Genomic DNA, 25056 nt, shown 5'->3' on the forward strand with positions numbered 1-25056 from the left:
ATCAGCATGGCATTTTTAAAACGCTTGGGATGGTACCTTGTTGGACTGTCTATTGGAATTGTATTTCTTGTTTTCTTCCTTAAAAAGAAATCTGAGGAAACTGGAACAGAGTTTTGCTATTTCCCCAATTGTAGGGTTCTAAAAGATATGAGGTCCAAACCTCTTGTTTTTTCTGAAGATATGGGAACCACGACCAACGATTCACTCCTAGTAAAATCTTTCTTAGAAGATGGGGATATCGATTTTGGCAAAAGCGACACCAAAGCCAAACCTTGTAAAATTTATTATATCTCCAATACGGTAGAGGGAAAAGATTGGGTACTGTTGGCAAAAAACTGTACAGACAAAGTGATGATTGAAAAAATCATGCATTAAAATAAGTAAAATATTATAACCTCAGTTTTTTAGCAATCAAGATTATTGCTTGAGTGAGGTAATTGGTCAACTTTATTTAGCAGTACTTCAAGTCTTTTCTCTTTTTAATAAATTTAACTTTATATTTCTGATATTTTTATGAGTTTTTTACAGCAAATGAATTATGAGATTTACTGATCCCAAATCTTTCTTGATTTTAATTTTTCTTACGGTTATCTCATTTCAGTATTGTGTTGCTCAATTTACAGATGAAGAAATATCCCGGCTTACATATGAGGAAATGTATACCATCTACCGAGATGAGGAAAAAAGATATTTAAGTGAAATATTCCCTTTACATATTGCCAAAGCAAAAAAAGAAAAGGACACGCTTCAATGGGCATCTGCTTATCGATATAAATCTTGGGATGTAGAAAATTTAGAAGACGCATTAAACAATTTGGATACTGCAACTGCAATAATAAAAAGCTATCAATCATTGCAAAAGGATAGCCTTGGAATAGTCATGTCCCAGATTTATTATTCCAAAGGAGCAGCTTTTCATAATTATGATTTAATTGAATCAGCAGCTGAGGCGTTTATACAGAGTTTTCATTGGGCAAAAAAAAACAATAATATAGATCAAATGATTCATGCTATGTATGTTCTTTCGTACTACAAAGCTGCATATGGACAAGAAAGCGAAGCAATTCTACTTCAAAAAAAGGCATTAGAGTTGGTCAAGAGAAATAAAAATAAAATTGTAGACTACAATGAAGTATACTTAGAAGGTCTAGGCTATTTGGGTTATGGTTATCTATTTGCAAAGAAGACCGATTCGTCGCGATTTTACATTGACAAATATTTAAAGTTGTCAACTAAGCTAAAATGGAAACCCGACCTCGAGGATGTAATAGTATTGAATGCAGAATTGGATTATTATGATGGCCGTCTCTTAAAAGCGAAAGATACACTAACTAAGTATGTCAGAATCTCTGATGGTACAAATAAAGCGGATAGACTTTATTACTTAGGCATGATAGAGGGAGAACTTGGAAAACCAGATGTAAAGAAAAAGCATTTTAGAACAGTTGACAGTATTATGAAATCTATTGGTTACCCTCTAGTAGATAATATAAACCAGATATACCAATTCTTATTTAAAGATGCGATAGACAATAATGAACATGCTAATGAGCAAATATATTTTCGTAGGCTGGTCTATTATGATAGTCTTTTGGCGAGAACCCAAGAGCGTTTACGTCAGATTACTTTAGAAAAATTAGATTTACCCTACCAAGAGGCCGAAAAGCAGGAGTTGAACAAGGCAATAGCTTCTAAGGAAAAATTAATATTTATATTCTATGTACTAAGTTTCCTATTGGTTTTTGGGTTTTTTGGGTATTATCTAAAGTATAGAAATACAAAAAAAAGGCTCGAGCTTGCCTTGAAACAACCCGTAGAGCTGGAAACTGGAAATTTCTCAAAAAGTTTTAAGGAACCTACAATTGATATTGATGTGGGCATTCTACAAGAAATATTGAAAAACGTAGACCATTGGGAAAAAGAAAAAGGTTTTCTAGACAATACGGTCAACCAACAATCATTGGCAAAAACCTTAAATACGAACAGCTCCTATTTGTCCCAGGTAATAAACGTAAATAAGGGTCATAATTTTTCAAGCTATCTGAAAGACTTACGGATAACGTATGCTATCAACAATTTAAAGAGCAGCCCAGATGTTGTCAAGGGAAAATCCATGATCCAGATTGCGGAGCTATACGGGTTTAGCTCTTTGGCAGTTTTCAACAAAGCCTTTAAAGCTAAGGTTGGGGTAACACCAGGAGTTTTTTTAAAACAAATAGCTAAGGTTACTCCTGTTCTTTAAGGCGTGCTTTAATGTAAAACGCGCATCCCTCGAGAATCATATAGCAATACATTTCATAAAGCAACTATTTGACTATAGGGGTATTATTAGATAAACGATTCAATTGGTCAATTTTATTTAGTAGTTCTTCAAGTTTTTTCTCTTTTTAATAATTTTAACTTTATATTTCTTAGGTTCTAATGAAGTTTTTATTACAAAGAAACATGCAGTCTATTTCCATTAACTTTTTTTTGAGATGTTTCACTCTTCTGGTTACAATAACTCAATTCTGCACAGCACAAAATGTCACGGATGATACAATCTCACAAACTACCTTCGCCGAAATACGAAGCATCTGGGAATCTGAAGACGGAAGGTATTTAAACACCTATTTCAATCTTCATGTAGCCAAAGCAAAAAAGGAACAAGATACCTTAGAACTTGCACGTGCATATAGATATATAGCATGGAGCTTACCCATGAAAGAAGGTATAAAAAGTGTTGATTCTGCCATTTCAATTATATCAGGCATGAAAAGGTTAGATAAAGTTGACCTTGACGAATTTATGACTCTCGCATATTACACAAAAGGTGCTCAGTTTTATGAAAATTATTATGACGAACAAGCAACTGAAGCTTTTATTAAGAGTTTTCATTTAGCAAAAAAGTCTAATCATAAAGACTTAATGATTATTGTTTTATCCGAACTCGCAAATGTAAAAGCTGAATTTGGACAAGAAAGCGAAGCTATTTCGCTGCAAAAAAAAACTTTAGCCTTTCTTGAAAAAAATAAAACTAAAGTAGCAGATTATCAGAGTCTTCATTTGGACAACCTTCATACCATGGTTCGTTGTTACACGTATGCAAAAAAAGTTGATTCGGCTAGGTTATATTTAAAAGAAGCCATCAAAATAGCAACTGAAAATAAAGACACCGATGAACTTCAAGATTTACGAGAAATTTCGGCGGAAGTGGATTACTATGATAACGACATTTTAAGAGCAAAGGATACCCTATCAAAGTATATAAAAAACACCAATGGTACCTCTAAGGCCAACAAACTGTTTTATCTTGGTCAAATTGAGGGTCGACTTGGTTATTTAGATTTAAAAAAAGAATATTTTCAATCCTTTGACAGTATCATGGGAACAATAAACTACCCCCTGCTTGATAATGCCAATGAAGTATATCGATTCTTGTTAAAAGATGCCATTGATAATAATAGTCATGCAGAAAAAAGATACTTCAATAGGTTAGTTTATTATGATAGCCTTCTGGCAAGAACTCAAGAGCGGTTAAGGGAGATTACCCTGAAGAAATTTGATCTTCCCCTACAACAAGAGGAAGAGTCCCTGATGAACAATATCATTTCTTCCAAAAGTAAACGCATACAAGTATTTTACTTTATCTGCGGAGCACTGATTGTTGGACTATTGGGATACTACCTAAAGTATAGAAATACAAAAAAAAGGCTCGAGCTTGCCTTGAAACAACCCGTAGAGTTGGAAACTGGAAATTTCTCAAAAAGTTTTAAGGAACCTACAATTGATATTGATGCGGGCATTCTACAAGAAATATTGAAAAACTTAGACCATTGGGAAAAAGAAAAAGGTTTTCTAGACAATACGGTCAACCAACAATCATTGGCAAAAACCTTGAACACGAACAGCTCCTATTTGTCCCAGGTAATAAACGTAAATAAGGGACATAATTTTTCAAGCTATCTGAAAGACTTACGGATAACGTATGCTATCAACAATTTAAAGAGCAGCCCAAATGTTGTCAAGGGAAAATCCATGATCCAGATTGCGGAGCTATACGGGTTTAGCTCTTTGGCAGTTTTCAACAAAGCCTTTAAAGCTAAAGTTGGGGTAACACCAGGAGTTTTTTTAAAGCAACTAGAGAAAGAATCTTTTGCTCAATTAGATTAATCCAATGGCTTTCTAATTACCCCGTCTATTAAATTTGGAAAAAAAATTAATATACTCTTCTGGCAACCACTTCATTTTCTGTATTTGGAATACCGTACAGTATAAGCGAGTCTGAGGTTATTTCTTTAATGGGGAAAGCGTAGGTAAGATATTCAAGCGTATAGAAACATAAGAAATAAGTTTCTCCGAATTTTTCAATGCTATTGTAGTCAGTAGCAATGGGAGGGTCATTAATTACAATAGCATCACCTTTAGTTTTTCGCTCACCCAGTTTAAATATCATTTTTTCATAACCAAAAGGGATACTATAAATTGTATTTTGAACATTATCGGCTAGCCTGCCCTTGTCTTTTGTTGGCAATAGCCTTACAAACCTAAATGCAGTATTTTTTTGCTCATAATTACTGGAGAATCTTTGCACAAAAACATTATCATTTAAAAATTCAAAACCAACCGACACGGTATCTCCCAGCTTCAACATATTGTCCAAAAGTTCAATTCTCCCCTTATCATATAATTTATCAAAATCATAAGCAAAAATACTGTCACCCGATATTTCTATAATATTTATGGGTGGGTAACTTATTGAATTGGGGATTTTAACCTGCATCCATTTCCCTCTTATGCCTTGTCCGTTTCCAAAGAAGACAATAAAAATTAAGCAAAGAAGAGTTGATATTAATGATTTCATCTTGACCGGAGTTAAATGATGCTAACCTTTAATGGGAGGTAAAAGTGGTCTTAAGCTTTCTAACCTGTTCAAATCAGATACCCAGGCTATCATAATTAAAAGGGTCATTCTCACGAAAGGTCTTTGCATTTCACTTTCTGAAAAGTTCTCAAGAAAAAAGAACCCATTTCTTTGGGGGTATTCTCTATTTCTTTGACTTGCCCCAAAAAATCATCGAACAGAAAAAATTTACCGGCAACTGAAAATGTTTCTATGTCATGTTTAACTAAATTGTCAAAACACCCTCTGTCCATATGTTTTCCAATTTCTACTTTGGAAATTACATTAAAGATGTCTTCAGGAACATATCCAATAAAATCATTTTCTGAAAACATTTTCTGAAAATAGGTTGTGTAACGTCTCTCTTTTTTTTGAGACAAAAATTCGTTTTTAATTAAAAAATCCTCATAGATATTTAACAGTGAGTCAATATTTACATTTTTCTCATTATACTTTGTTTTAATGCAATCAACTGCTAAAGAATCTAATATTTGACAATATCCTTTACCACATACAAAAACTAATAGAACTGTTGATATAAGTTGATGGAAATGTTTTCTAAATGGTGATGCCATATTTAGTGAAAAATGAGAATACTAAACCTTATTTTCAATATAGATGACCAAAAGATTTATCCTTTTGGACCATCTATTCTTTTTATAGGAATCAAATTATTAGAATCGTATTTAATAATCCCGTTATTTACTAAAAGATTACAAAAATCTTTTGATATAATAATTTGCCTTCTTCCCCCTACAAACTCCTCTTGAGTTCTGCATATAGTGAATTGAAAATCTCTTTCAAATGGAGGAAAAAAATCAAATCTTCTAAGCACATAATTATTATTTTGAAGAGCCATGTTGATTCATTGCTTATAGAGTAAAATGCTACTCTATAATACTTTACTCAAAGATGATTTTTACATTTCCATCTTTATTACTTTCGATAAGGATTTTCTCGATTAAGGTTTCCTTCTCTTCCTCGGTTATTTTTATACTTTCGTTTGGTTTTTCCCAATTTTGGATAGACTTCTTGTCCGCATAAAAAGCTGGTGTAGTAGTAAGTTCACCCTCAATTTTCAGGGTTTTGCCTTCTGTTTCTATAACAATATATGATTTTGTGCCAGTAATTTTCATCTTATAAAAATAACTTTTTCTTGTAACGTTAATGGGTCAATAGTGATAATTTTAGTTACCTTTTTATTAGCTTTTAGGGCGGGTAGTTCAATAACCTCCCACACACTTCCAGTCCTTAAATCCTTACCGATAATGGCCCGAACTTCTCCGGAAGCCTGTTCAGCATATATTTTCGAAACCTCTTTCCATGCTTCCAACGACTGCGGGTTACTCAAATCCCAATTAGGTAACTCTATCTTTTTAGAATCAATCAAACCTTCCAAAGTGGTTCCTCCCTTAGACTTTGCAATTTCCAAAGCCCTTGTTGCACCACCGACACCATTAGTTTTTCCTGACCAAAAGAAAGATTTGTTAGTCCCAGACTTAAATAAAGTGGTTAACTTTTCTAAGTTAGTAATAATTGTTCTGGCACCCTGTCTAGTAACAATTTTAAAAACTTTGGCTCCTTTTACAACTTTAAAAACAGGTTTGAAAACTTTCCCCCCAGGGATAAAACCAATTACAAGAAATATGCCAGCTTCAGCTTGGCTGACTTCGTTTCCATCAAAATCTTTTCCATCAATTAAAATAATAACATCTTCAAAGGGCAATGCATATCTTCCAACTCCTTTCATCACATCCCAAAATGCAACAGCCAAGAAAGGGTCACTATTAGGGTCCACTCCCTTAGCTGGCAATAAAATTTCATGCCAGTTTTTCAATTCTTCATTGTATATATAGTAATAAAAACCATCATCATTAAGGCTTGGTTCGGAAAAGGAATTACCTCCATTTATTCCTTTTCTTGGAGAATTGGATCGATAGACCCATCCACCATTGTTTAGCTCATAAAACCTATTAGAGCCATTGTCATCCAAAATCCAATTTCTATATGAAAGCGCATCTAAACCACCTATTTTACCTCCTCCGTTGCCTTTTCGGAAACCTTCACGTATATTGGTAAGTTTTCGAGTCAATCCGAACTCACTGTTAGAGGAAAGGTCTTCCATATGGTCTAAAATGACTTCTTCTCTGAGGTCAATTAATCTATCATAATTTTTGGCACATAAAGATTGCTGAACACTAGATGTTGAATTGATACATCTTTCTGCCTCATTCTCGAAAAAGTACCTCTGAAAGATTTTTTCCGAATCTGTAAGGGCAGGAGCTTTCTTTTTCCCCATATCCAAAAGTGTATTGTTACTCCAAAAATTCGGGGGATTATATTTAGTGATATAGGGTTTCAATACACTTGGCAAGTGCCGATTGTTGTATTGAGTAAGATAGGTCGTCATAAAGAAAATCTTATCCTGTAAACCACGCTGTCTATAGTAGGTAACATGTTTGTTCGCCATTTCATTTGAAAGACTTCCATCACTGACAATTTTACTTATTCCCCGAGCCCATGCCTTATTCAAGGCAGACTCGTATTCCTTCTTAGAAAAATCGACCAAAATTTTATCCCAAAGTTGGTTCAATGAAGCAGTGCTTGCAGTTCCAAGGCGAGTTCCTCTAATAGTCTTATTAAAAAGGTCACATTCGATACCAGGGCCATTTCGAGGCGCGCAAACAGCTTTAATAAGTCTCCACTCATCTATTAAGTTAAACTCGTTGGTGTAGGTCTCTTGCTCCTTATCATAAGTCTTGGACTTGTTAGAATGACTAGAGACCAATTTGTTAGCTGAACGCTCAACACCTCTTAGGTTCTTTTCATAGTTTTTGAAAAAATCTTTTTGAGCAGTACTAAAAGTGCTATGTTTAGTACCTAATTGCCTATTGATTTCTTTTAGGAACTTGCTTTCCTGTTTTTTTAGCCATTCGTCAATTTTTTTCCTTTGGGCTATGTTGATAGCTTTCTGCATGTCTAATAACACTTGCATATTATTGAAAGTGATATCGAAATTAAAAGGCTCCTCAGTCTTCGAGGTGGTGTTCTTGGTCGTAGTTTTCTTAGTTGTCGTTTTCTTCTTGGTAGAAGTTTTCTTTTTTTGAGTATCCTGCTTTTCCCTTTCTATTGCTGTATTTCTGTCATAGGTATGGTACTGTGCATTAACCGAACTACTACAGGTAAAAAAAACAGTAAAGAACAAGATTGTTATATAGAAATTTTTCATTTTTTTGAAGGTTAGGTTATTTTTTGATGACCAATTTGGAATGAGTCTGTCCGTTTACGCGCACCTGTATGACGTAAAGGCCAGCCTTTAGCGTATTGTTTGACAGGGTATGGGTATGTTGACCAGACTTTAAGAATGAGTTAGTCACTATTTCAACGCTTGTTCCGCCATAATAATCCAACAGCTTCACTTCAACATTGGAATCAGAACCCAGCTCATAATGAATTAGTAAATCGTTCACAAAGGGATTTGGGTATAGTTTTATAAAGCTCTCATCTTGTTCTGCAAAAGAAGCCAAGGCTTCATCGGAGAGTTGAATATCTTCCTTGGTAAGAACCAAAATCATTGGTGGTCCAGGCTCCGACCATTGCAAAATTTGGGATTCCAGATTTCCTATGAGATAAGTGGTTTCGTCAATGTTTTTTTCAGTAAATGAAATCGATAATAGATCATAATTAAGAATCTTAAGGTCTGGATGGTCAGTGTATTGTTTTTCAATACTGATTTGGCTGTCAAAAAGGGTAAGTGTACCATCTTTCCAAATTCCTCCACTTTCAATTGAGGTTTCGTTGATTTCAACATTGGTTTTAACAGCGCCGTACGAATCTTCTATTTTGCCCACAGAGAAACCAACAGGAAAACTCCTTATCATTGACTTGCCAGACCAATCCATTTCCATGAGATAACCTTTCCAGACTCCTTCAATATTGGAAGGTGGAATGGCTAAAATGGATTCTGATTCATAGGAACCCCGTTCTGGATTGCTTTCTATTTCTCTTGGAAGATTATCTCTTTTCGTATTTTCATTACCGTCTTCATCATTTTTGTCGAATTGTTCCAACAAGACTTCGCTGTTATAAATTAGATTGTCCTTGAGAAGTTCCATCGCTCTTGCCTTGTCCTTATGAACCCCATACCCGAAATAGTACATTTTGGCGAGCCAATGCCTTGCCATGGGATAATCACTTTTTTGGAACCATTCAATTGCTTTTAGATAGTCCTGTTTGATATTCCCAAGGCCTTTGAGATAAAGATACCCAAGACTATAAGCTCCTTTATCACTTCCAGAAGAATAGGCTTTTATAAATTGTCGTCGTGCTTTGTTGAAATTCAACGGTGTCCCAATACCATCTTTGTAAAAGACCCCCAACAAACATAATGCTTCCGAATCTCCATTCTCTGCATAAGACTTTACTTCTTTGAAAAGTTGTCTGGATTTTCTGTTTGTGAGTACATTACTATAAATTAAGGAGTCTATCTCGTGGACTCTATCAGAATTTTGTGAGTTTGAATTCTCTTGTTGGCAAAAACCATTAGCGGTTAGCATTATACAAATGAAACTTAAGTATAGTTTTATTTTCATAGTTGGATAAGGTTTTAAAATTTGACTATGGATAGACAAAAAATGTTGTAGGTATTTTTATTTGGATAAAATTGCATATACCAAATGATACATCCAATTCCGTTTTTGCTCAATTTATAAATAGACCATCCAATTTATAAATTGAGCAAAATAAAAATTGCTAGAACAAGGAAATGTCCTAAAAAATGCTATATAGTTTTAGTTGAACTATAAAATAATAATGTAGAAATCTATAAAAACGAACCTTTGTAAGCTAAAAATTAAAGATCCAGCTTTCGCCTTTTCTTTTCCTTTTGCAACAATCCAAGTTCTCTGGTAGTCTGCCCAGCTACAGAAGTATTTTCCTCTGCCCTTCGTATAAGGTATGGCATTACATCTTTAACCGGCCCGTAAGGAACATATTTAGCGGCATTGTAGCCTTCTGCCGTTAAATTATAGGTGATATGATCGCTCATTCCGTACAATTGACCAAACCAAATATTGGGATGGGAGGCATTTAAACCTTTATCCTTCATTTGGGAAACAAGCTTTAAACAACTTTCCTCATTATGTGTTCCTGAAAAAATTAAAATCTTGTCCAAATGATTCATCATAAAAGAAATGGCCTCATCAAAGTTTTCATCTGTTGCCTTTTTTGATTTACAGATTGGGCTTTTATAGCCATGTTCTTTTGCCCTTTCATTTTCTTTCTCCATATACGCCCCGCGAACTACCTTCAACCCAACTTTAAAATTTTCAAAAATAGCTGTATCAATCAATTCTTTTAAAAAATCCATTCTATCCCATCGATACATCTGTATGGTATTGAATACAACTGCTTTTTTCTTGTTGTATTTCCGCATCATATCCAAAGAAATGGCATCCGCGGCATCTTGCATCCAACTTTCCTCTGCATCAATTAATAAACACACATCAAGATCATGTGCTTTTTTACAAACTTGATCATACCGGTTTAAAACACGCTCCCACTCAGCAGATTCAACATCGTTTAGTGTTTTGCCCTCACTAACTTTCACATACAGTTCAAACCGGCCAAATCCTGTAGGTTTAAACACTGCAAAGGGAATGGCAGCTTTTTCTTTTACAAAATCCAGGACTTCCAACGTCTTGTTCAGAGCAAAATCAAATTGGTCTTCAACCTCTTTTCCTTCCACCGAATAATCCAAGATGGAACATACTCCGTTTTCGAACATTTTATCAATAATGGGCATACAATCTTCCTCGTTCACCCCTCCACAGAAGTGATCAAAAACTGTTGCCCTGATCAAACCTTCAATAGGGAGATGTGCCTTTATGGCAAAATTGGTCACCGCTGTTCCAATTTTCACCAATGGTTCATTTGCAATGAGTTTGAACAAGAAATAAGCGCGTTCTAATTCAGAGTCCGTTTTTAACTGGAATGCTATTGCAGTATTCTCAAAATTTGGGTACATTATTATCGATATATTAAAGATTCAAATATAAGTAGGGATTCTAGAACATTATCTATAAAAATAGTCTTTATTTAGCAGTGCAAATTAAATTATGGAATCTATAAAATCGCATTCATACGAGGTCCATTTAGAGGAGTTGGCGGAAGCTGCTCTTAGACAACACATTGCAAAAAGCAATTACTCCAAAGTGTTTATTTTGGTTGATGAGAATACCAAAAAGTATTGCTTACCTATTTTCAAAAAGAAGTTGGAAAAAAGGGTTGATGCCATTTTGGAAATACAATCTGGAGAGGAACATAAGAACATAGCAACTTGCTCAAAGGTTTGGGAGTTATTGTCTCGCCATGATGGAGATAGAAAAAGTCTTTTACTAAATCTTGGAGGAGGTGTTTTAACGGATCTTGGTGGATTTGTGGCATCAACTTTTAAACGAGGTATAGATTTTATAAACATCCCCACTACCCTATTGTCAATGGTGGATGCTTCCATTGGGGGAAAGACCGGGGTGGATTTAGGTGCTTTAAAAAATCAGATTGGGGTCATTAATCAACCACAAATGGTGTTGGTATTCCCTAGTTTCCTTAAGACTTTAGAGGCTCGACAACTAAAAAGTGGGTATTCGGAAATGTTGAAACATGGACTGATCATGGATGCCGATTACTGGAAATCTTTGAAAGAAAAGAATGAATTCATAGATGCGCTATGCATTAAGAAATCTATTTCTATAAAGAACGATGTAGTTATCCAAGATCCTACCGAGCAAGGGTTACGAAAAATTTTGAATTTTGGGCATACCCTTGGGCATGCTATTGAATCCTATTGTTTGGAACATCCTGAGAAGAAAACACTGTTGCATGGAGAGGCCATTGCCATTGGGATGATTCTAGAGGGCTATTTTTCTCATGAATTAAAAGGGTTATCTAAATTGTCTTTACAAGAAATAAAAGAAACTTTTCTGAGACATTTTGGACGTGTAACTTTTGATAACCAAGATATTAAGGCCATTCTCAAGCTTTTAAAGTATGACAAGAAGAATTCTCATGGAGAAGTCAATTTTGTGCTGCTCCAAGCTATAGGAACTGCGCTTATAGATATTAAGGTACCCAACAATCTTTTTGCCAAAGCATTTGCTTACTACGCAGAATAGCAATTATATATACTAAAAGTTGCTATTGACAACTCTTTGGATTTATCAGATATAAAAATTCATAGCTTAGGATAGGAAATCAAAACCCATCCAGTATGAAACGAATATTAATAGATTACAAAAAGTTAGACCACAAGGTTGCTGCCGTTTTAATAGATTCTTATCCCTATGGGTATGGTGATGAAGATATTATCACCCTTAAAAAACCATATGGGGAAATCATTGAAGCTGTTGAAGTAAAGACTGATGATGCCATCTACTTGGTTAAAATCAGTAAGAGCCTTTCCAAGTTCATTGCAAACTTTGAGGAAAACATTGAAAAAGAATTGGATAAGAATGTAAATGCAAAAGCTGTGCTTGATTCTGAAAAGAATGAATTCACCAATCCAGAATTAGAATCAGATACGGATTTAGAAACTGATAGCCTATACTAAAAAATTACGCTACCCTAAAAATAACGTTCTCGGATTATTTTTAAATGATGGGCCTGATGTCCGCATATAATGAATCCCATTGCCCTTGTGCTCATCTTGGAGTCACTGGCCATACCAATTCGTTTTAACGCATCACCATTAAAAGATTTAAAGAGACTAATAGTACTGTTTCTTACGGCTTGATATTCATCCAGTATTTCATTTTTCGTCTTTTTTGATGCATTGGATTGAGGTACATAGACATCTTGGTCAAAACCGGCCAATGGTGTGTCATCATTTCTCCCAAATCGTAATGCCCTATACTGAAACACACGCTCAGCATCAATGATGTGCATTAAAACTTCCGCCAAAGTCCACTTCCCCTCTCCATAGGAATAGTTTAGTTTTTCTTCTGAGAGTCCTTCCATAAAAGATGTAAAAGATTCCTTTCCATCTTTTAGACTATCCATCAAATTAACATCTCCTAGGGCAAGAATATAAGTATGGTAATAGGGATTATATTCAGAAACAGTTAAGTCTGAGCTGCGCATAATACTAACGAAAGAAGATTAAAAATTATAGTTCGTTAAAAATAGTATGCATCAAACGCTTTTTATCGTTGATACTTTCTTCTAACGAAATCATTGTTTCTGTTCTGCTAATGCCATCAATATCATCAATTTTAAAAATGATATTCTTTGCATGTGTAGTATCCTTAGCTCTTATTTTACAGAAAATATTGAACTTTCCTGTAGTGATATGAGCAACAGTAACGTATGGAATTTGATTAAGACGCTCCAATACAAATTTGGTCTGATGGGTTTTTTCAAGAAAAATACCTACGTAAGCTATAAAAGAGTACCCTAGCTTTACATAATCCAATGTTAACGAAGAACCTTTTATTATTCCCGACTCTTCCATCTTCTTTACCCTCACATGAACCGTACCAGCAGAAATTAAAAGTTTTTTGGCAATATCCGTAAAAGGTGTACGGGTATTGTCTATTAACATATCTAATATCTGGTGATCAATTTCGTCCAATTTTACTTTACTCATTGTGCTATTATTTTCAACAAAATTAGTTAATTAAGAAAATATACGTAATAAAAATGCTTTTTTTTTAAATAAAATGTAAGAACTGGGTCCAAACACCTGCCTATTGCTCAGCAGTGATAATTAAATTAAGAATTTCCTTACGAAAAGATAATGCATCAAAATCATTTTTATCCGAGCAATCAAATGTTTCATGGCCAAAGCATTCTTTTAATTCATGGATATCGACAATTTCCGGCTCAAACAAAATGGCTTTTTCCTTTAGCACTTCCTTAAATCTAATGCCAACACAATGGTTTGGGCTAAAATTTGAATTAACAACTTGAGGGTTTTTAATCAAAACATCATAAAAAAGTTTTTCATTCTCTGGAATTTCAAAATAATCCTCAATTTTAAAGTCCTCAATCTTTTCTTGAGCTATTACCCTAAGAGCCTCTATTAATGAGTGAAATATAAATTCCCTGGTTTTTTCCCTACTGTAATCCTTTGGATAATGACCGGCTTCAAACAAAATAGTAGGTACTTGTTTGGTTTGAAAAAAATCACCCACACAATTGTCATTAAAGGCATCATCATATCTCCCTACCTGCCCTGGAATTTCCTTTTGTAGCATTATGTTCATTGCAACAATAAGTTTCATTGCACTTTCCCTTGTGGGGGTAACATTCCGTTCTATATCACCGGCGGGGGATAAAAAAGAAACCGTTGCAGGTTTTTCAGCCTTACCTGCACTAAACAAAGTCCGTTGGTCATGGAGGTTAAAGCAACAATCAGGCTTAAATTCTTCAAATACGTTTCTTAGCGCAATACTTTCAGGTTGTGTAAGCAATTTTGCATCTCTATTCAGATCAATGTTGTTTGCATTTACCCTAGTGTATCGTTTTGCTCCATCAGGATTTAATATGGGTATCACTAAAATTGTACAACACTCCATAATAGATTTAGCATGCTTATCATCAGACACTAAAAAATTAATCATATCCACTACAGCTTTTGTGGTGGTAGATTCGTTCCCATGCATTTGAGACCACATCAAAACTCTTTTATTGCCTTTTCCCAGAGTTATTGATTTTAAAGCATCACCATCAACAGACGTTCCTATGTTTTGAAGAGTAGAAAAGTTCAGGTTCGTTAGCCATCTCTTTTGTAATGTTTCAAGAGTAACATATCTACCTTTTACGGTACTTTCCTTGTAATCCAAATGATTAATCAGTGGCATTGAGTTTAGGTTAGAGCTTACAAAAGTAAATCATCTATATGTTACAAATGTGAACATTTTAAAGCACTGTAATTTACAATCGTGTGTTTTTTATCTTAAAAAATTTACAGATGTACCTAGTGTTTTCAAATAAAACCACCTGCATTCCAAATAACTACTTAAATAATTAATAAACAGTATTTTATATCATTTTATATAATTTGAAAGTTTATAGTTATTACTTGAAATAAATTAAATATTCGTTGTATTTAAGTCTGGTGATTAATACTTTTACCTAAACTCAAGTACAATTGTGAACGACAAGATTATAGAACGCATACAAACGGTAATTGATCATTACGGACTTACAATATCTTCCTTTGCGGATAAGATAGGCGTTCAGCGATCTAGCATTTCACACCTCCTAAAAGGAAGAAACAGGCCAAGCTTGGATTTTGTAATGAAAGTAGTTCAGACGTATCCTGAAGTTAATTTGTATTGGTTACTTAATGGGAAAGGGAATTTTCCAAATTCTTTACAAAATGAAGATTCCCCTACTCCAAACCCACCTTCAATATCTATAGAAAAAAGTAATGTAAGGGATAATGACAATATCAAAAAAGTTGAAGCCTCAAGAATCGTAGTATTTTATACTGATGGAACTTTCGAATCTTTTGAGATGAAAAAATAGTTGAGCTTATTTATCTATTTCGGTTCTTTCCCCTTACTTTGTAGTCATGATGAAACAATTAATTCTTGGCGCATTATTGATATCCTTTGGCGCATGCAACGAGCCTCCTCAGCGTAACTGCAGCAACTTTAAAACAGGTAACTTTTCATTCACTAGTACCATAAATGGTCAAGAGCAGACATCAACATTTTCCAGAACTTTAGAAATGGAAGTGGATCACTTTGAAGGAAAGCAAGATACGTCTTCCGTCAGATGGATCAATGATTGCGAATATGTGTTAAAAAATATAAACCCAAAAAGTAAGGCTGAAGAAAAATCAATTCACATTAAAATATTGACAACTTCAGATTCTTCTTATACATTTGAATATAATGCCATTGGCGACAAGCGTAAATTTAAAGGAACCGCATACAAAATACACTAACCATGTTTGAAATCTTTACTAGCCCCGATGCCTGGATGGCATTGTTGACCTTGACTTTTCTGGAAATCATCCTAGGGATAGATAATATTATTTTCATCTCTATTGCTGCTGGCAAACTAGAAAAGCAAGATAGAAGAAAAGCAACCAATATTGGACTGGTTTTGGCCATGGCCATGAGAATACTTTTGCTTTTTGGAATTACCTGGCTGACAAAAATGAAAAAACCTTTTCTTGTTGTTGATGAATCATGGATTACCGGTGGTATTAGTTGGCAAGCTTTGATTCTATTTTTAGGCGGCCTTTTTCTGCTGTATAAGAGCACCAAGGAAATTCGTGAAAAAATTGAAGATAAAGGTCATGACGAAAGAGAAGTGACAAAATCGCGTTCATCATCATTGACCAATGCAATTGTTCAAATAACGGTAATCAACATTGTTTTTTCTTTTGACTCTATTTTGACCGCTATTGGTATGACCAATGGTATTTCCCCAAATCCAACAGATGCATTGATATTAATGATAACTGCAGTAGTTATTTCAGTAGTTATAATGATGCTGTTTGCCAATCCGGTTGGAGAATTTGTCAATAAGCATCCTTCAGTTCAAGTTTTGGGCCTATCCTTCCTTATCCTTATCGGGTTCATGTTAATTACTGAAGCCGCACACCTATCACATTTAGTGGTGTTTGATAATGAAATTGGAGCTATACCTAAAGGATACCTCTACTTTGCAATAACCTTTTCCTTAATGGTTGAATTTTTCGATCTTAGGATGAAAAAGAACAAAAGACAGAACGCTGAAGTTTCTGAAGAGTAGTTCTTAATTTGGTCGTTGATAGGTTAATTCTGGATGTTGCTGCTTATGGTCCAGATGAAGTTTTTGCTGTTGTTTTACCGTAAGCGTACTGCCATCATGACTCCATCCTGGAGGGCCAAAAATATACATCAGTTTATCTGATAGTTTTTTTGACTTTTTAGTGTCATTCCAGATATCCTTAAACTCGTGGGTAAGTATTACTACAGGGTTATAAGAATCTGGGGAGTGAATCACTCCATATTTCACATCAACATCATCATCAAGCTCTTTCCAGGTGCCAAATACTTTATCAAAAATATTTAGGAACCCGCCATGGTTTTTATCCAAGTATTCCACATTCTGTGCATGGTGCACTTGATGCATGGTGTGTGTGTTAAAAATCTTTTCCAAGAATCCAAGTTTTGGAACATACACGGAATGCAACTGGAACTGCCAAAGTGCTTCTATACCTAAACAAACCACCACCATTTCTGGAGGAAAACCAATTGCTGTCATCCACATATAAAACAATGGTTTGTACAGTATGGTAAACCAGCCGTTGCGCACTGCGGTACCTAAATTGTAATTGTCAGAGGAATGGTGCACAATATGAGCAGCCCAAAGAACTCTAATCTCATGGTTGGCCCTATGGAACCAATAGTATGTAAAGTCATCAGCCAACTGGCACAAAATCCAAACATACCATGCATAGCCAAAAGATTCGTATCCAAGAAAATTTTGTCTTACACCATCAACTAAAGGATTACATAGTTCATACACTCCTTCAAAAAGAACAATGGCAAAAATAACTTTGAACAAAGGACCCAAAATAGCCGAACCTACACCCATAAAACCACTTGCCGCCAAATCTTTCCAATTGTAAAGGTGGTCGTCTCCATGTGTTTTACTATAAGTAAGCTCAAATAAAATAAAGGCAATAAAAACAGGTACACCGTATACTAACGGGTTGGTAAAATCCATATATAAAATTTAAGCTATTGGGTTAGGGTGCATAACTTAGGCGCCAAAATAGTTAGAATAAAGCATTAAAACAAAGTTGTTTGATCAGAACCTTCATCTTTTGAATCTATTTCATCATCAGTAAAGCCTATTGACTCCTCATCAATGACTTCCATCTCTTCAGGAACAGTTTCTTTAGGCTCTTCAAAAGGCAATGATTCCAAGGCATTAATGTTTTTAACTTTCTCGGCCGTGAGCTGGTTTCCTAGTGCTTTTATACCTTTTACAGAAATAAAATCTTCCACATCAACTTGTTGATTTGGTTTGGCATCTTTACCTCTTGGTTTTGAAAATTCGATTTCAATTACTGGGCGCCAATCTGTAGAGACCAATTCTAGATGTGATTTTGAATGTTCGGAAATCACCAAATCCTCCTTGTTTGGGTTTTCAATTAAAAACCGCTTTATGTAATAGCGTTCTTTTTCACCTTCATAATGTACTATGGAAATTGGTTTTTTTGGATTCCACTTTTGTAAAACAATCATATCATCATTAAACCTGGTCATTAAATCCGGCGGAATCGTTTTTACTTTACCTTTCTGGTCAATAATCAATAATAAATCATCTCCTTTAAAATCGCCCAGTAGCTCACCTCTGCCATCAACATTTAAACGCCCCACAATATCATCAAACCAAATTTTTCTAGGTTTAAGCGTGGAAACCCCTTTTTCTTTGAGCTCTACTCTTTTTACAGGATATTTAGTTACCAGATTTCCTTTAGAGGCCCTTCCCTTTATTAAAAGGTCTGCAAAATCTAAATCCCATTTCAATTTCTTAATACTACCAGATTGCCTCAATAAAACAGTAATAGTTTCCGCTTCTCCATTGGGGTTGGCCGAGAAGTAAAGCACTTCTGATGTTGGCTTGCCCCCTGCCAATTGATACATTTTATCACGAGTAATACTTGTGACGTTGAATCTTTTGATATAACTGGGGCCTCCCCTACCGTCTTTATAGATCATGTTATAAATGGTACGACTATCTTTCTTTTTAAATACCGCCACATGTATGATTCCTTTTCCAACAAAGATTTTGGAATCAACCTTGGTCACCATCATCTCCCCTTTCTTGGTGAACACAATTATATCATCTATGTCACTGCAATCTGTAACATATTCATCCTTCCTTAAAGAAGTTCCAATAAAGCCCTCCTCACGGTTCACATAAAGCTTGGTATTTCTAATGACAACTTTGGTGGCCTCTATGTCATCAAATATTTTTATTTCAGATTTTCGTTCCCTTCCCTTTCCATATTTCTTTTTAAGCTCTTTAAAGTAATCAATGGCATAGTCTACCAAATGCTCTAAATCATGTTTTGTCTGAGCAATTCTTTCATCTAAACTATCAAGAAGTTGTTGGGCTTTTTCTAAATCGAATTTAGAAATACGTTTGATGCGGATTTCGGTTAAACGAACGATATCTTCTTCAGTTACTGCTCTTTTAAGATTTTTTGTGAAGGGTTTAAGGCCTTTGTCAATTGCTGCAATAACCCCTTCCCATGTTTCTTCCTCTTCAATATCTCGATAGATTCTATTCTCAATAAAAATCCGTTCTAACGAGGCAAAGTGCCATTGTTCTTCCAGCTCATTGAGTTGAATTTGAAGCTCGGCCTTTAACAATTCAACAGTGCAATCTGTAGAACGTTCCAACATTTCCGTGACCCCTATAAACAAAGGTTTGTTATCCTCTATAATACACCCTAAGGGAGAAATGGAAGACTCGCAAGCCGTAAAAGCATATAGCGCATCTATAGTTTTATCTGGAGAAATACCACTAGGCAAATGAACCAAAATCTCAACTTCAGCAGCGGTATTATCCTCAATTTTCTTAATCTTGATTTTACCCTTGTCGTTGGCTTTTAGGATAGAATCTATTAAAGATGATGTATTGGTCCCATAAGGAATTTCGTTAATGACCAAGGTATTCTTGTCATAAGTGGAAATTTTAGCGCGAACACGAATTTTCCCTCCCCGGAGACCATCATTATAGTTAGTAACATCAATGATTCCCGAAGTGGGAAAATCAGGGAACAGCTTGAAACGCTGTCCTTTTAAATGCTTAATGGATGCATCAATCAACTCGATAAAGTTATGCGGGAGCACTTTTGTGGAAAGCCCCACTGCAATACCCTCAGCACCTTGAGCCAACAACAATGGGAATTTAACGGGAAGGTTTACCGGTTCTCTTTTTCTGCCATCATATGAAAGTTGCCACTCCGTAATTTTTGGACTAAAAACAACTTCCAATCCAAATTTTGAAAGGCGGGCTTCTATATATCTTGAAGCTGCAGCTCTATCTCCTGTTAGAATATTCCCCCAGTTTCCTTGTGTATCTATGAGTAGGTCTTTCTGGCCTATCTGAACCATGGCATCGGCAATACTTGCATCTCCATGCGGATGGTATTGCATGGTATGCCCTACAACATTGGCAACTTTATTGTACCTGCCATCGTCCAACTCTTTCAACGAATGCATTATCCTTCGTTGCACAGGCTTAAAGCCATCTTCTATGGCAGGAACTGCACGTTCTAGGATAACGTAAGAGGCGTAGTCTAAAAACCAATCCTTATACATTCCCGTTACGCGAGTAAGGCTATCTTGTGAACTATCTTGGCTTTCTAAACCTTCATCATTCAAATCTTCATTCTCTTCCATTTAGAAGGGTATACATTTATTTGGTTTATAGTTAATTTTCTTCTATTAAATCAAGTTCTACTTTAAGGTTTTTAATAATGAATTCTTGTCTATCTGGAGTATTTTTACCCATGTAAAACTTCAATAAATTATCTATACTCATCGCCTTATCCAACATTACGGGTTCTAAACGGATGTCATCACCAATAAAAAATTTAAATTCATCCGGCGAAATCTCCCCCAACCCCTTAAATCGTGTAATTTCTGGTTTACCGGTCAGTTTTTCAATGGCATTACGCCTTTCCTCTTCACTGTAACAATAGATCGTTTCTTTTTTGTTTCTAACCCTAAAAAGAGGAGTTTGTAGAATATACAAGTGGTTTTCCTTTATCAACTCAGGAAAGAACTGCAAGAAGAACGTAATTAACAATAACCGAATGTGCATTCCATCAACATCGGCATCCGTTGCAATTACAATATTGTTATATCGCAAGTCCTCCATTGATTCTTCAATATTCAATGCAGCCTGTAGTAGATTGAATTCTTCGTTCTCATAAACGATTTTCTTGGACATTCCATAGGAATTCAGAGGCTTCCCTCGTAAACTGAAAACCGCTTGCGTATTCACGTCCCTAGATTTGGTAATGGACCCCGATGCCGAATCTCCCTCCGTAATAAACAAAGTAGATTCTAACCTTCTATCTTTCTTCATGTCTTGAAGGTGGACACGGCAGTCACGTAGCTTTTTATTATGTAGACTTGCCTTCTTAGCACGGTCACGGGCTAGTTTTCGAATTCCTGAAAGTTCTTTTCGTTCTTTTTCTGCTTGAACAATTTTACGCTGAATTGCTTCTGCAGTGGTTTGATTTTTATGTAGATAATTATCAAGGTACTTTCCAATAAAATCGTTGATGTACGTGCGGACAGTAGGCAGTTTTCCACCCATATCCGTAGAACCTAGCTTAGTTTTGGTCTGGCTCTCAAAAACTGGTTCCATTACTTTAATGGAAATCGCTGATATTATTGATTTTCTTATATCTGAAGCATCATAGTTTTTTCCATAAAAATCACGGATGGTTCTTACTATAGCCTCTCTAAAGGCAGCTTGATGTGTTCCTCCTTGTGTTGTATGCTGACCATTTACAAACGAATGGTATTCTTCGCTGTATTGTGTTCTGCTATGGGTAATGGCCACTTCAATATCATCACCTTTTAAATGAATGATTGGATACAGCATGTCTTCCATGCTATTATTGTCTTCCAATAAATCCTTCAATCCGTTTTCTGAGAAAAATTTTTCTCCATTAAAGACAATGGTCAGCCCCGGATTAAGGTATACGTAGTTTTTGAGCATGCGTTCCACATACTCATTTCTGTATTTGTATTTTTTAAAAATGGATTCATCAGGAACAAAGCTTACTTTGGTCCCCCTACGTTTTGTGGAATCAATCAATTCTTCATCCACTAGATTCCCAGCTTTGAATTCCGCAGCTTTTGATTGTCCATCCCTAATAGATTCAACTTTAAAAAAGTTGGAAAGTGCATTGACTGCTTTGGTTCCAACTCCATTAAGTCCCACGGATTTTTTAAAAGCTCGGGTATCATATTTACCCCCAGTATTCATTTTGGAAACCACATCCACTACTTTCCCTAAAGGAATGCCACGGCCATAGTCACGGACATGAACTGTATTCTCTTTGATACTGATTTCGATGGTCTTACCTGCACCCATGACAAACTCATCTATACAGTTGTCAAGAACTTCCTTGAGGAGAATATAGATACCATCATCTGCAGATGAACCATCTCCTAACTTACCAATATACATACCAGGACGCATACGAATATGCTCCTTCCAGTCCAGGGAACGAATATTATCCTCGGTATACTTGGTTTCTGCCATTAGTTAAGGGTTAATCCTTGCTAATATAAAATTTAGGCTGAGAAATAAAAATGTGGTTCATAGAAAGTAATCAACAATAGCTGTTGATATACCTACGAATAGTATGGAATGAGATTAAACATTAAACCTAAAATGCATGACATCACCATCTTTTACAACATATTCCTTTCCTTCTACACGCATTTTACCTGCTTCTTTCACTTTGGCTTCACTTCCATACTGTACATAATCGTTATAAGCAATAACTTCTGCACGGATAAAACCTTTTTCAAAATCTGTATGAATCACTCCAGCAGCTTGAGGAGCAGTTGCTCCCACGGGAATGGTCCATGCCCTAACTTCTTTTACCCCTGCGGTAAAATAGGTTTCTAAATCCAATAATTTATATGCACCTCTAATCAACTTGGCTGAACCGGGTTCAGAAAGACCTAGATCTTCCAAGAACATTTGGCGTTCCTCATAGGTTTCCAATTCGGTAATATCCGCTTCGGTTCCCACAGCCAAAAAAATAACTTCGGCATTTTCATTGGCCACAGCTTCTTTTACCTTTTCTACATATGCATTTCCATCGGTAGCACCTTCTTCATCTACATTACAAACATACATTACCGGCTTATCCGTAATCAATTGTAATGGTTTTACATATTCTGAACGGTCATCATCACTAAGGGAAATAGCACGAACAGATGTTCCTGCTTCAAGACCTTCTTTAAGAGCGGTAAGCACAGCTGCCTCTTTTTGTGCATCTTTGTTTCCTGTTTTAGCAGCTCTCTTAACTTTATCCAGCTTCTTCTCAACACTTTCCAAATCTTTCAATTGGAGTTCCATGTCAATAGTTTCTTTATCCCGAATTGGATCTACCGAACCATCCACATGTACAATATTGTCATTGTCAAAACATCTTAGAACGTGAAGAATGGCATCTGTTTCTCGGATGTTTCCTAAAAACTGATTTCCAAGCCCTTCACCTTTACTGGCTCCTTTAACCAATCCGGCTATGTCAACAATTTCAACTGTTGCTGGAACAACTCGTTCTGGGTTAACCAGTTCTTCTAGTTTTTCCATTCGGCCATCTGGTACATTAACAACTCCTATATTCGGTTCTATGGTACAAAAAGGAAAGTTGGCACTCTGCGCCTTTGCATTTGATAAGCAATTAAACAAAGTCGATTTTCCTACGTTTGGCAATCCTACAATACCCGCTTTCATGTTCAAGTTTTAAGGGTGCAAATATAAGCCCAATTATAGATTCATTTTAGAATTATTGTGAATGATAATGGACACTAAACGATTTAAGATTTACAGTGGTCGTTAATTTGTGACCTTTCATCCAAAATATCTACCCTTGGAGAAATAAAATTATGGCAATACGGTTATAACAAAAATTTCAAACACCAATGATCAATACTGATTACGAGCCTTTTGATGTATCTTATGTTATCGATGATAGTGAGGTTACCTGTGAAGTCCATAAAAAACTTTTAGAAAAATCTAAGCTCTCTAAAAACCAGCTTGCCTATTCCTCTCCAGTTCAAGCGCTTAAATTTTTAGTACGCGACATTAAAGCGCAAAAGAAAATATTGGTGCTATTGGATCTAGAAATGCCTGGAGTGAACGGTATAGATTTTCTTGATATCATAACTGGCTTGGAAGCTTCAAACAAACAACTAAGTGTTTATGTTGTGAGTTCTACAATTTTTGAGCATTTAGATAATGCAGTTATTTACAATTCAATCATAAAAAGACACTTTAAAAAACCATTGAAACCAAAAGATTTATCTCAAGTAAGTGTTATTAGTGATTGCTTTGAAGAGGCTGTTCATTAACTATTGAAGCGCCAAACCTTCTAACTAGAACCCTTGAAAAAGCATGTAAAATCCAATAACAATCACTGAGATAATTCCCAATATGGCAATTACGGAAAGTGTACACCCTATCTGTTTCCAAAATCCATTATATGTTTCTTCCTTCTCTTGCATATATCTCCAAATCCTTATGGTGCGTTAAAAGTAAAAAGAATTGCTGTATCTACGCTTTTACAAAAACATTATACCAAATAGAAAAAGTGTGAATCAGTTCTTAACTTTAGTGCATGGCTAAAATCACATTGCAAGGAATAGCATATGATGAGAAATCATCTTTTTTAAAAGGCCCCCGGTTGGCTCCTCCATTAATTAGAGAAGCTTATCACAGTAATTCTGCTAATTATTTTTCTGAAGACGGTACTTCAATAACTCCCGATTTACTAAATGATAAAGGCGATTACAGTATTTCAGAATATTTTGACATTGATAAAATAACAGCTAAAAGCCTTGAGGAAGGAAACCCTGTTTTTACTCTAGGAGGGGACCATTCCATTACTTTTCCTATCATAAAAGCATTTCAGAAAGTATATGGCACAATAGATATTTTGCATATTGATGCTCACAGTGATCTTTACTCCAGTTTAGATGGGGATTCGTTTTCCCATGCCTGTCCTTTCTATAATATCATGAAAAACAATCTAGCAAATCGATTGGTACAGGTTGGTATCCGTACTTTAAATTCTGAACAACGGGAGAATGCCAAAAAATATGAGGTTGAAATTATTGAGATGAAAGATTTTGAATCTACAAAAATACCAACATTTCAAAACCCATTATATCTATCGTTTGATATGGATGCTTTGGATCCCGCCTTTGCGCCAGGTGTATCGCATCATGAACCTGGTGGATTAAGTACACGGCAAGTAATCAATATTATACAAGGAATTAATGTTCCCATTATTGGAGCGGACATTGTGGAATACAATCCAAAAAGGGATATCAACAACATGACAGCAATGGTATGCGCAAAGTTGTTTAAAGAAATTGTTTCTAAAATGCTTTAAAAAT

The 25056-nt window shown here is 35.4% G+C and carries 24 protein-coding genes; 10 read left to right on the forward strand and 14 right to left on the reverse strand.

The window, feature by feature from the left end:
• Positions 1–6 precede the first annotated feature (6 nt).
• From LV704_RS18730 to LV704_RS18740, 3 genes are all read left to right on the forward strand, one after another.
• Positions 7–375 (forward strand): DUF4258 domain-containing protein, encoded by a 369-nt coding sequence (locus tag LV704_RS18730; RefSeq protein ID WP_163422157.1) that lies wholly within the window; start codon positions 7–9, stop codon positions 373–375.
• Positions 376–538: 163 nt separating this feature from the next.
• Complete coding sequence (locus tag LV704_RS18735) at positions 539–2242, forward strand: AraC family transcriptional regulator (protein ID WP_163422156.1); 1704 nt, start codon at positions 539–541, stop codon at positions 2240–2242.
• 230 nt (positions 2243–2472) lie between these two features.
• Positions 2473–4152, forward strand: coding sequence for an AraC family transcriptional regulator (locus tag LV704_RS18740; RefSeq protein WP_163422155.1), 1680 nt, complete (start codon positions 2473–2475; stop codon positions 4150–4152).
• A 46-nt stretch (positions 4153–4198) separates the two neighbouring features.
• On the opposite strand, the gene LV704_RS18745 is transcribed toward LV704_RS18740, so the two are convergent.
• The 7 genes from LV704_RS18745 to LV704_RS18775 all read right to left on the reverse strand — a co-directional run bounded on the left by LV704_RS18745 (position 4199) and on the right by LV704_RS18775 (position 10907).
• Positions 4199–4843 (reverse strand): hypothetical protein, encoded by a 645-nt coding sequence (locus LV704_RS18745; protein WP_163422154.1) that lies wholly within the window; start codon positions 4841–4843, stop codon positions 4199–4201.
• Positions 4844–4953: 110 nt separating this feature from the next.
• On the reverse strand, positions 4954–5457 hold the full coding sequence (locus tag LV704_RS18750; RefSeq protein ID WP_163422153.1) for a hypothetical protein: 504 nt from the start codon (positions 5455–5457) through the stop codon (positions 4954–4956).
• 56 nt (positions 5458–5513) lie between these two features.
• Positions 5514–5741: a hypothetical protein gene (locus LV704_RS18755; protein WP_163422152.1), complete on the reverse strand. Its 228-nt coding sequence runs from the start codon at positions 5739–5741 to the stop codon at positions 5514–5516.
• Between the two features lie 43 nt (positions 5742–5784).
• Entirely contained in the window at positions 5785–6018 is a 234-nt protein-coding gene (locus tag LV704_RS18760; RefSeq protein WP_163422151.1) for an Imm74 family immunity protein, read from the reverse strand.
• The gene (locus tag LV704_RS18765; protein ID WP_163422150.1) at positions 6015–8111 is read right to left on the reverse strand and encodes a hypothetical protein; all 2097 of its coding nucleotides are present in this window, start codon (positions 8109–8111) and stop codon (positions 6015–6017) included. The genes LV704_RS18760 and LV704_RS18765 overlap by 4 nt, the downstream gene beginning before the upstream one ends.
• 16 nt (positions 8112–8127) lie before the next feature.
• Positions 8128–9474: a T9SS type A sorting domain-containing protein gene (locus LV704_RS18770; protein WP_163422149.1), complete on the reverse strand. Its 1347-nt coding sequence runs from the start codon at positions 9472–9474 to the stop codon at positions 8128–8130.
• A gap of 260 nt (positions 9475–9734) precedes the next feature.
• On the reverse strand, positions 9735–10907 hold the full coding sequence (locus tag LV704_RS18775) for a proline dehydrogenase family protein (RefSeq protein WP_163422148.1): 1173 nt from the start codon (positions 10905–10907) through the stop codon (positions 9735–9737).
• A 91-nt stretch (positions 10908–10998) separates the two neighbouring features.
• Between LV704_RS18775 and aroB the strand changes: the two genes are divergently transcribed.
• The gene (aroB, locus tag LV704_RS18780; protein WP_163422147.1) at positions 10999–12054 is read left to right on the forward strand and encodes a 3-dehydroquinate synthase; all 1056 of its coding nucleotides are present in this window, start codon (positions 10999–11001) and stop codon (positions 12052–12054) included.
• Between the two features lie 95 nt (positions 12055–12149).
• Complete coding sequence (locus tag LV704_RS18785) at positions 12150–12488, forward strand: hypothetical protein (protein WP_163422146.1); 339 nt, start codon at positions 12150–12152, stop codon at positions 12486–12488.
• Between the two features lie 14 nt (positions 12489–12502).
• Here LV704_RS18785 and LV704_RS18790 read toward each other — a convergent pair whose 3' ends face one another.
• From LV704_RS18790 to LV704_RS18800, 3 genes are all read right to left on the reverse strand, one after another.
• Positions 12503–13018 carry a DinB family protein gene (locus LV704_RS18790; protein ID WP_163422145.1) on the reverse strand — a complete coding sequence of 172 codons (516 nt, stop codon included), beginning with the start codon at positions 13016–13018 and terminating at the stop codon, positions 12503–12505.
• 25 nt (positions 13019–13043) lie between these two features.
• On the reverse strand, positions 13044–13523 hold the full coding sequence (locus LV704_RS18795; RefSeq protein WP_055392737.1) for an Lrp/AsnC family transcriptional regulator: 480 nt from the start codon (positions 13521–13523) through the stop codon (positions 13044–13046).
• A gap of 100 nt (positions 13524–13623) precedes the next feature.
• Entirely contained in the window at positions 13624–14739 is a 1116-nt protein-coding gene (locus tag LV704_RS18800; protein WP_233782088.1) for a M14 metallopeptidase family protein, read from the reverse strand.
• 289 nt (positions 14740–15028) lie between these two features.
• On the opposite strand from LV704_RS18800, the gene LV704_RS18805 reads away from it, so the two are divergent.
• The 3 genes from LV704_RS18805 to LV704_RS18815 are packed head-to-tail and all read left to right on the forward strand — an operon-like array spanning position 15029 to position 16648.
• Entirely contained in the window at positions 15029–15409 is a 381-nt protein-coding gene (locus LV704_RS18805; RefSeq protein WP_163422897.1) for a helix-turn-helix transcriptional regulator, read from the forward strand.
• A 46-nt stretch (positions 15410–15455) separates the two neighbouring features.
• Entirely contained in the window at positions 15456–15833 is a 378-nt protein-coding gene (locus LV704_RS18810) for a DNA topoisomerase IV (protein ID WP_163422144.1), read from the forward strand.
• Positions 15834–15835: 2 nt separating this feature from the next.
• Positions 15836–16648 (forward strand): TerC family protein, encoded by an 813-nt coding sequence (locus LV704_RS18815; RefSeq protein ID WP_163422143.1) that lies wholly within the window; start codon positions 15836–15838, stop codon positions 16646–16648.
• 3 nt (positions 16649–16651) lie between these two features.
• Here LV704_RS18815 and LV704_RS18820 read toward each other — a convergent pair whose 3' ends face one another.
• From LV704_RS18820 to ychF, 4 genes are all read right to left on the reverse strand, one after another.
• A complete protein-coding gene (locus LV704_RS18820; protein WP_163422142.1) occupies positions 16652–17608 on the reverse strand; it encodes a sterol desaturase family protein in 957 nt (318 codons plus the stop codon).
• Positions 17609–17673: 65 nt separating this feature from the next.
• Entirely contained in the window at positions 17674–20301 is a 2628-nt protein-coding gene (locus LV704_RS18825; protein ID WP_163422141.1) for a DNA gyrase/topoisomerase IV subunit A, read from the reverse strand.
• Positions 20302–20332: 31 nt separating this feature from the next.
• The gene (locus LV704_RS18830; RefSeq protein WP_163422140.1) at positions 20333–22183 is read right to left on the reverse strand and encodes a DNA topoisomerase IV subunit B; all 1851 of its coding nucleotides are present in this window, start codon (positions 22181–22183) and stop codon (positions 20333–20335) included.
• Positions 22184–22297: 114 nt separating this feature from the next.
• Positions 22298–23392 (reverse strand): redox-regulated ATPase YchF, encoded by a 1095-nt coding sequence (ychF, locus tag LV704_RS18835; protein WP_163422139.1) that lies wholly within the window; start codon positions 23390–23392, stop codon positions 22298–22300.
• A 188-nt stretch (positions 23393–23580) separates the two neighbouring features.
• Between ychF and LV704_RS18840 the strand changes: the two genes are divergently transcribed.
• Both LV704_RS18840 and speB read left to right on the forward strand, forming a co-directional pair.
• Complete coding sequence (locus tag LV704_RS18840; RefSeq protein WP_163422138.1) at positions 23581–24009, forward strand: response regulator; 429 nt, start codon at positions 23581–23583, stop codon at positions 24007–24009.
• 266 nt (positions 24010–24275) lie between these two features.
• On the forward strand, positions 24276–25052 hold the full coding sequence (speB, locus tag LV704_RS18845; protein WP_163422137.1) for an agmatinase: 777 nt from the start codon (positions 24276–24278) through the stop codon (positions 25050–25052).
• The last annotated feature ends 4 nt before the right edge of the window (positions 25053–25056 follow it).

Origin of the sequence: Flagellimonas sp. CMM7 (assembly GCF_021390195.1) — a bacterium.
Taxonomy (GTDB): Bacteria; Bacteroidota; Bacteroidia; order Flavobacteriales; family Flavobacteriaceae; genus Flagellimonas.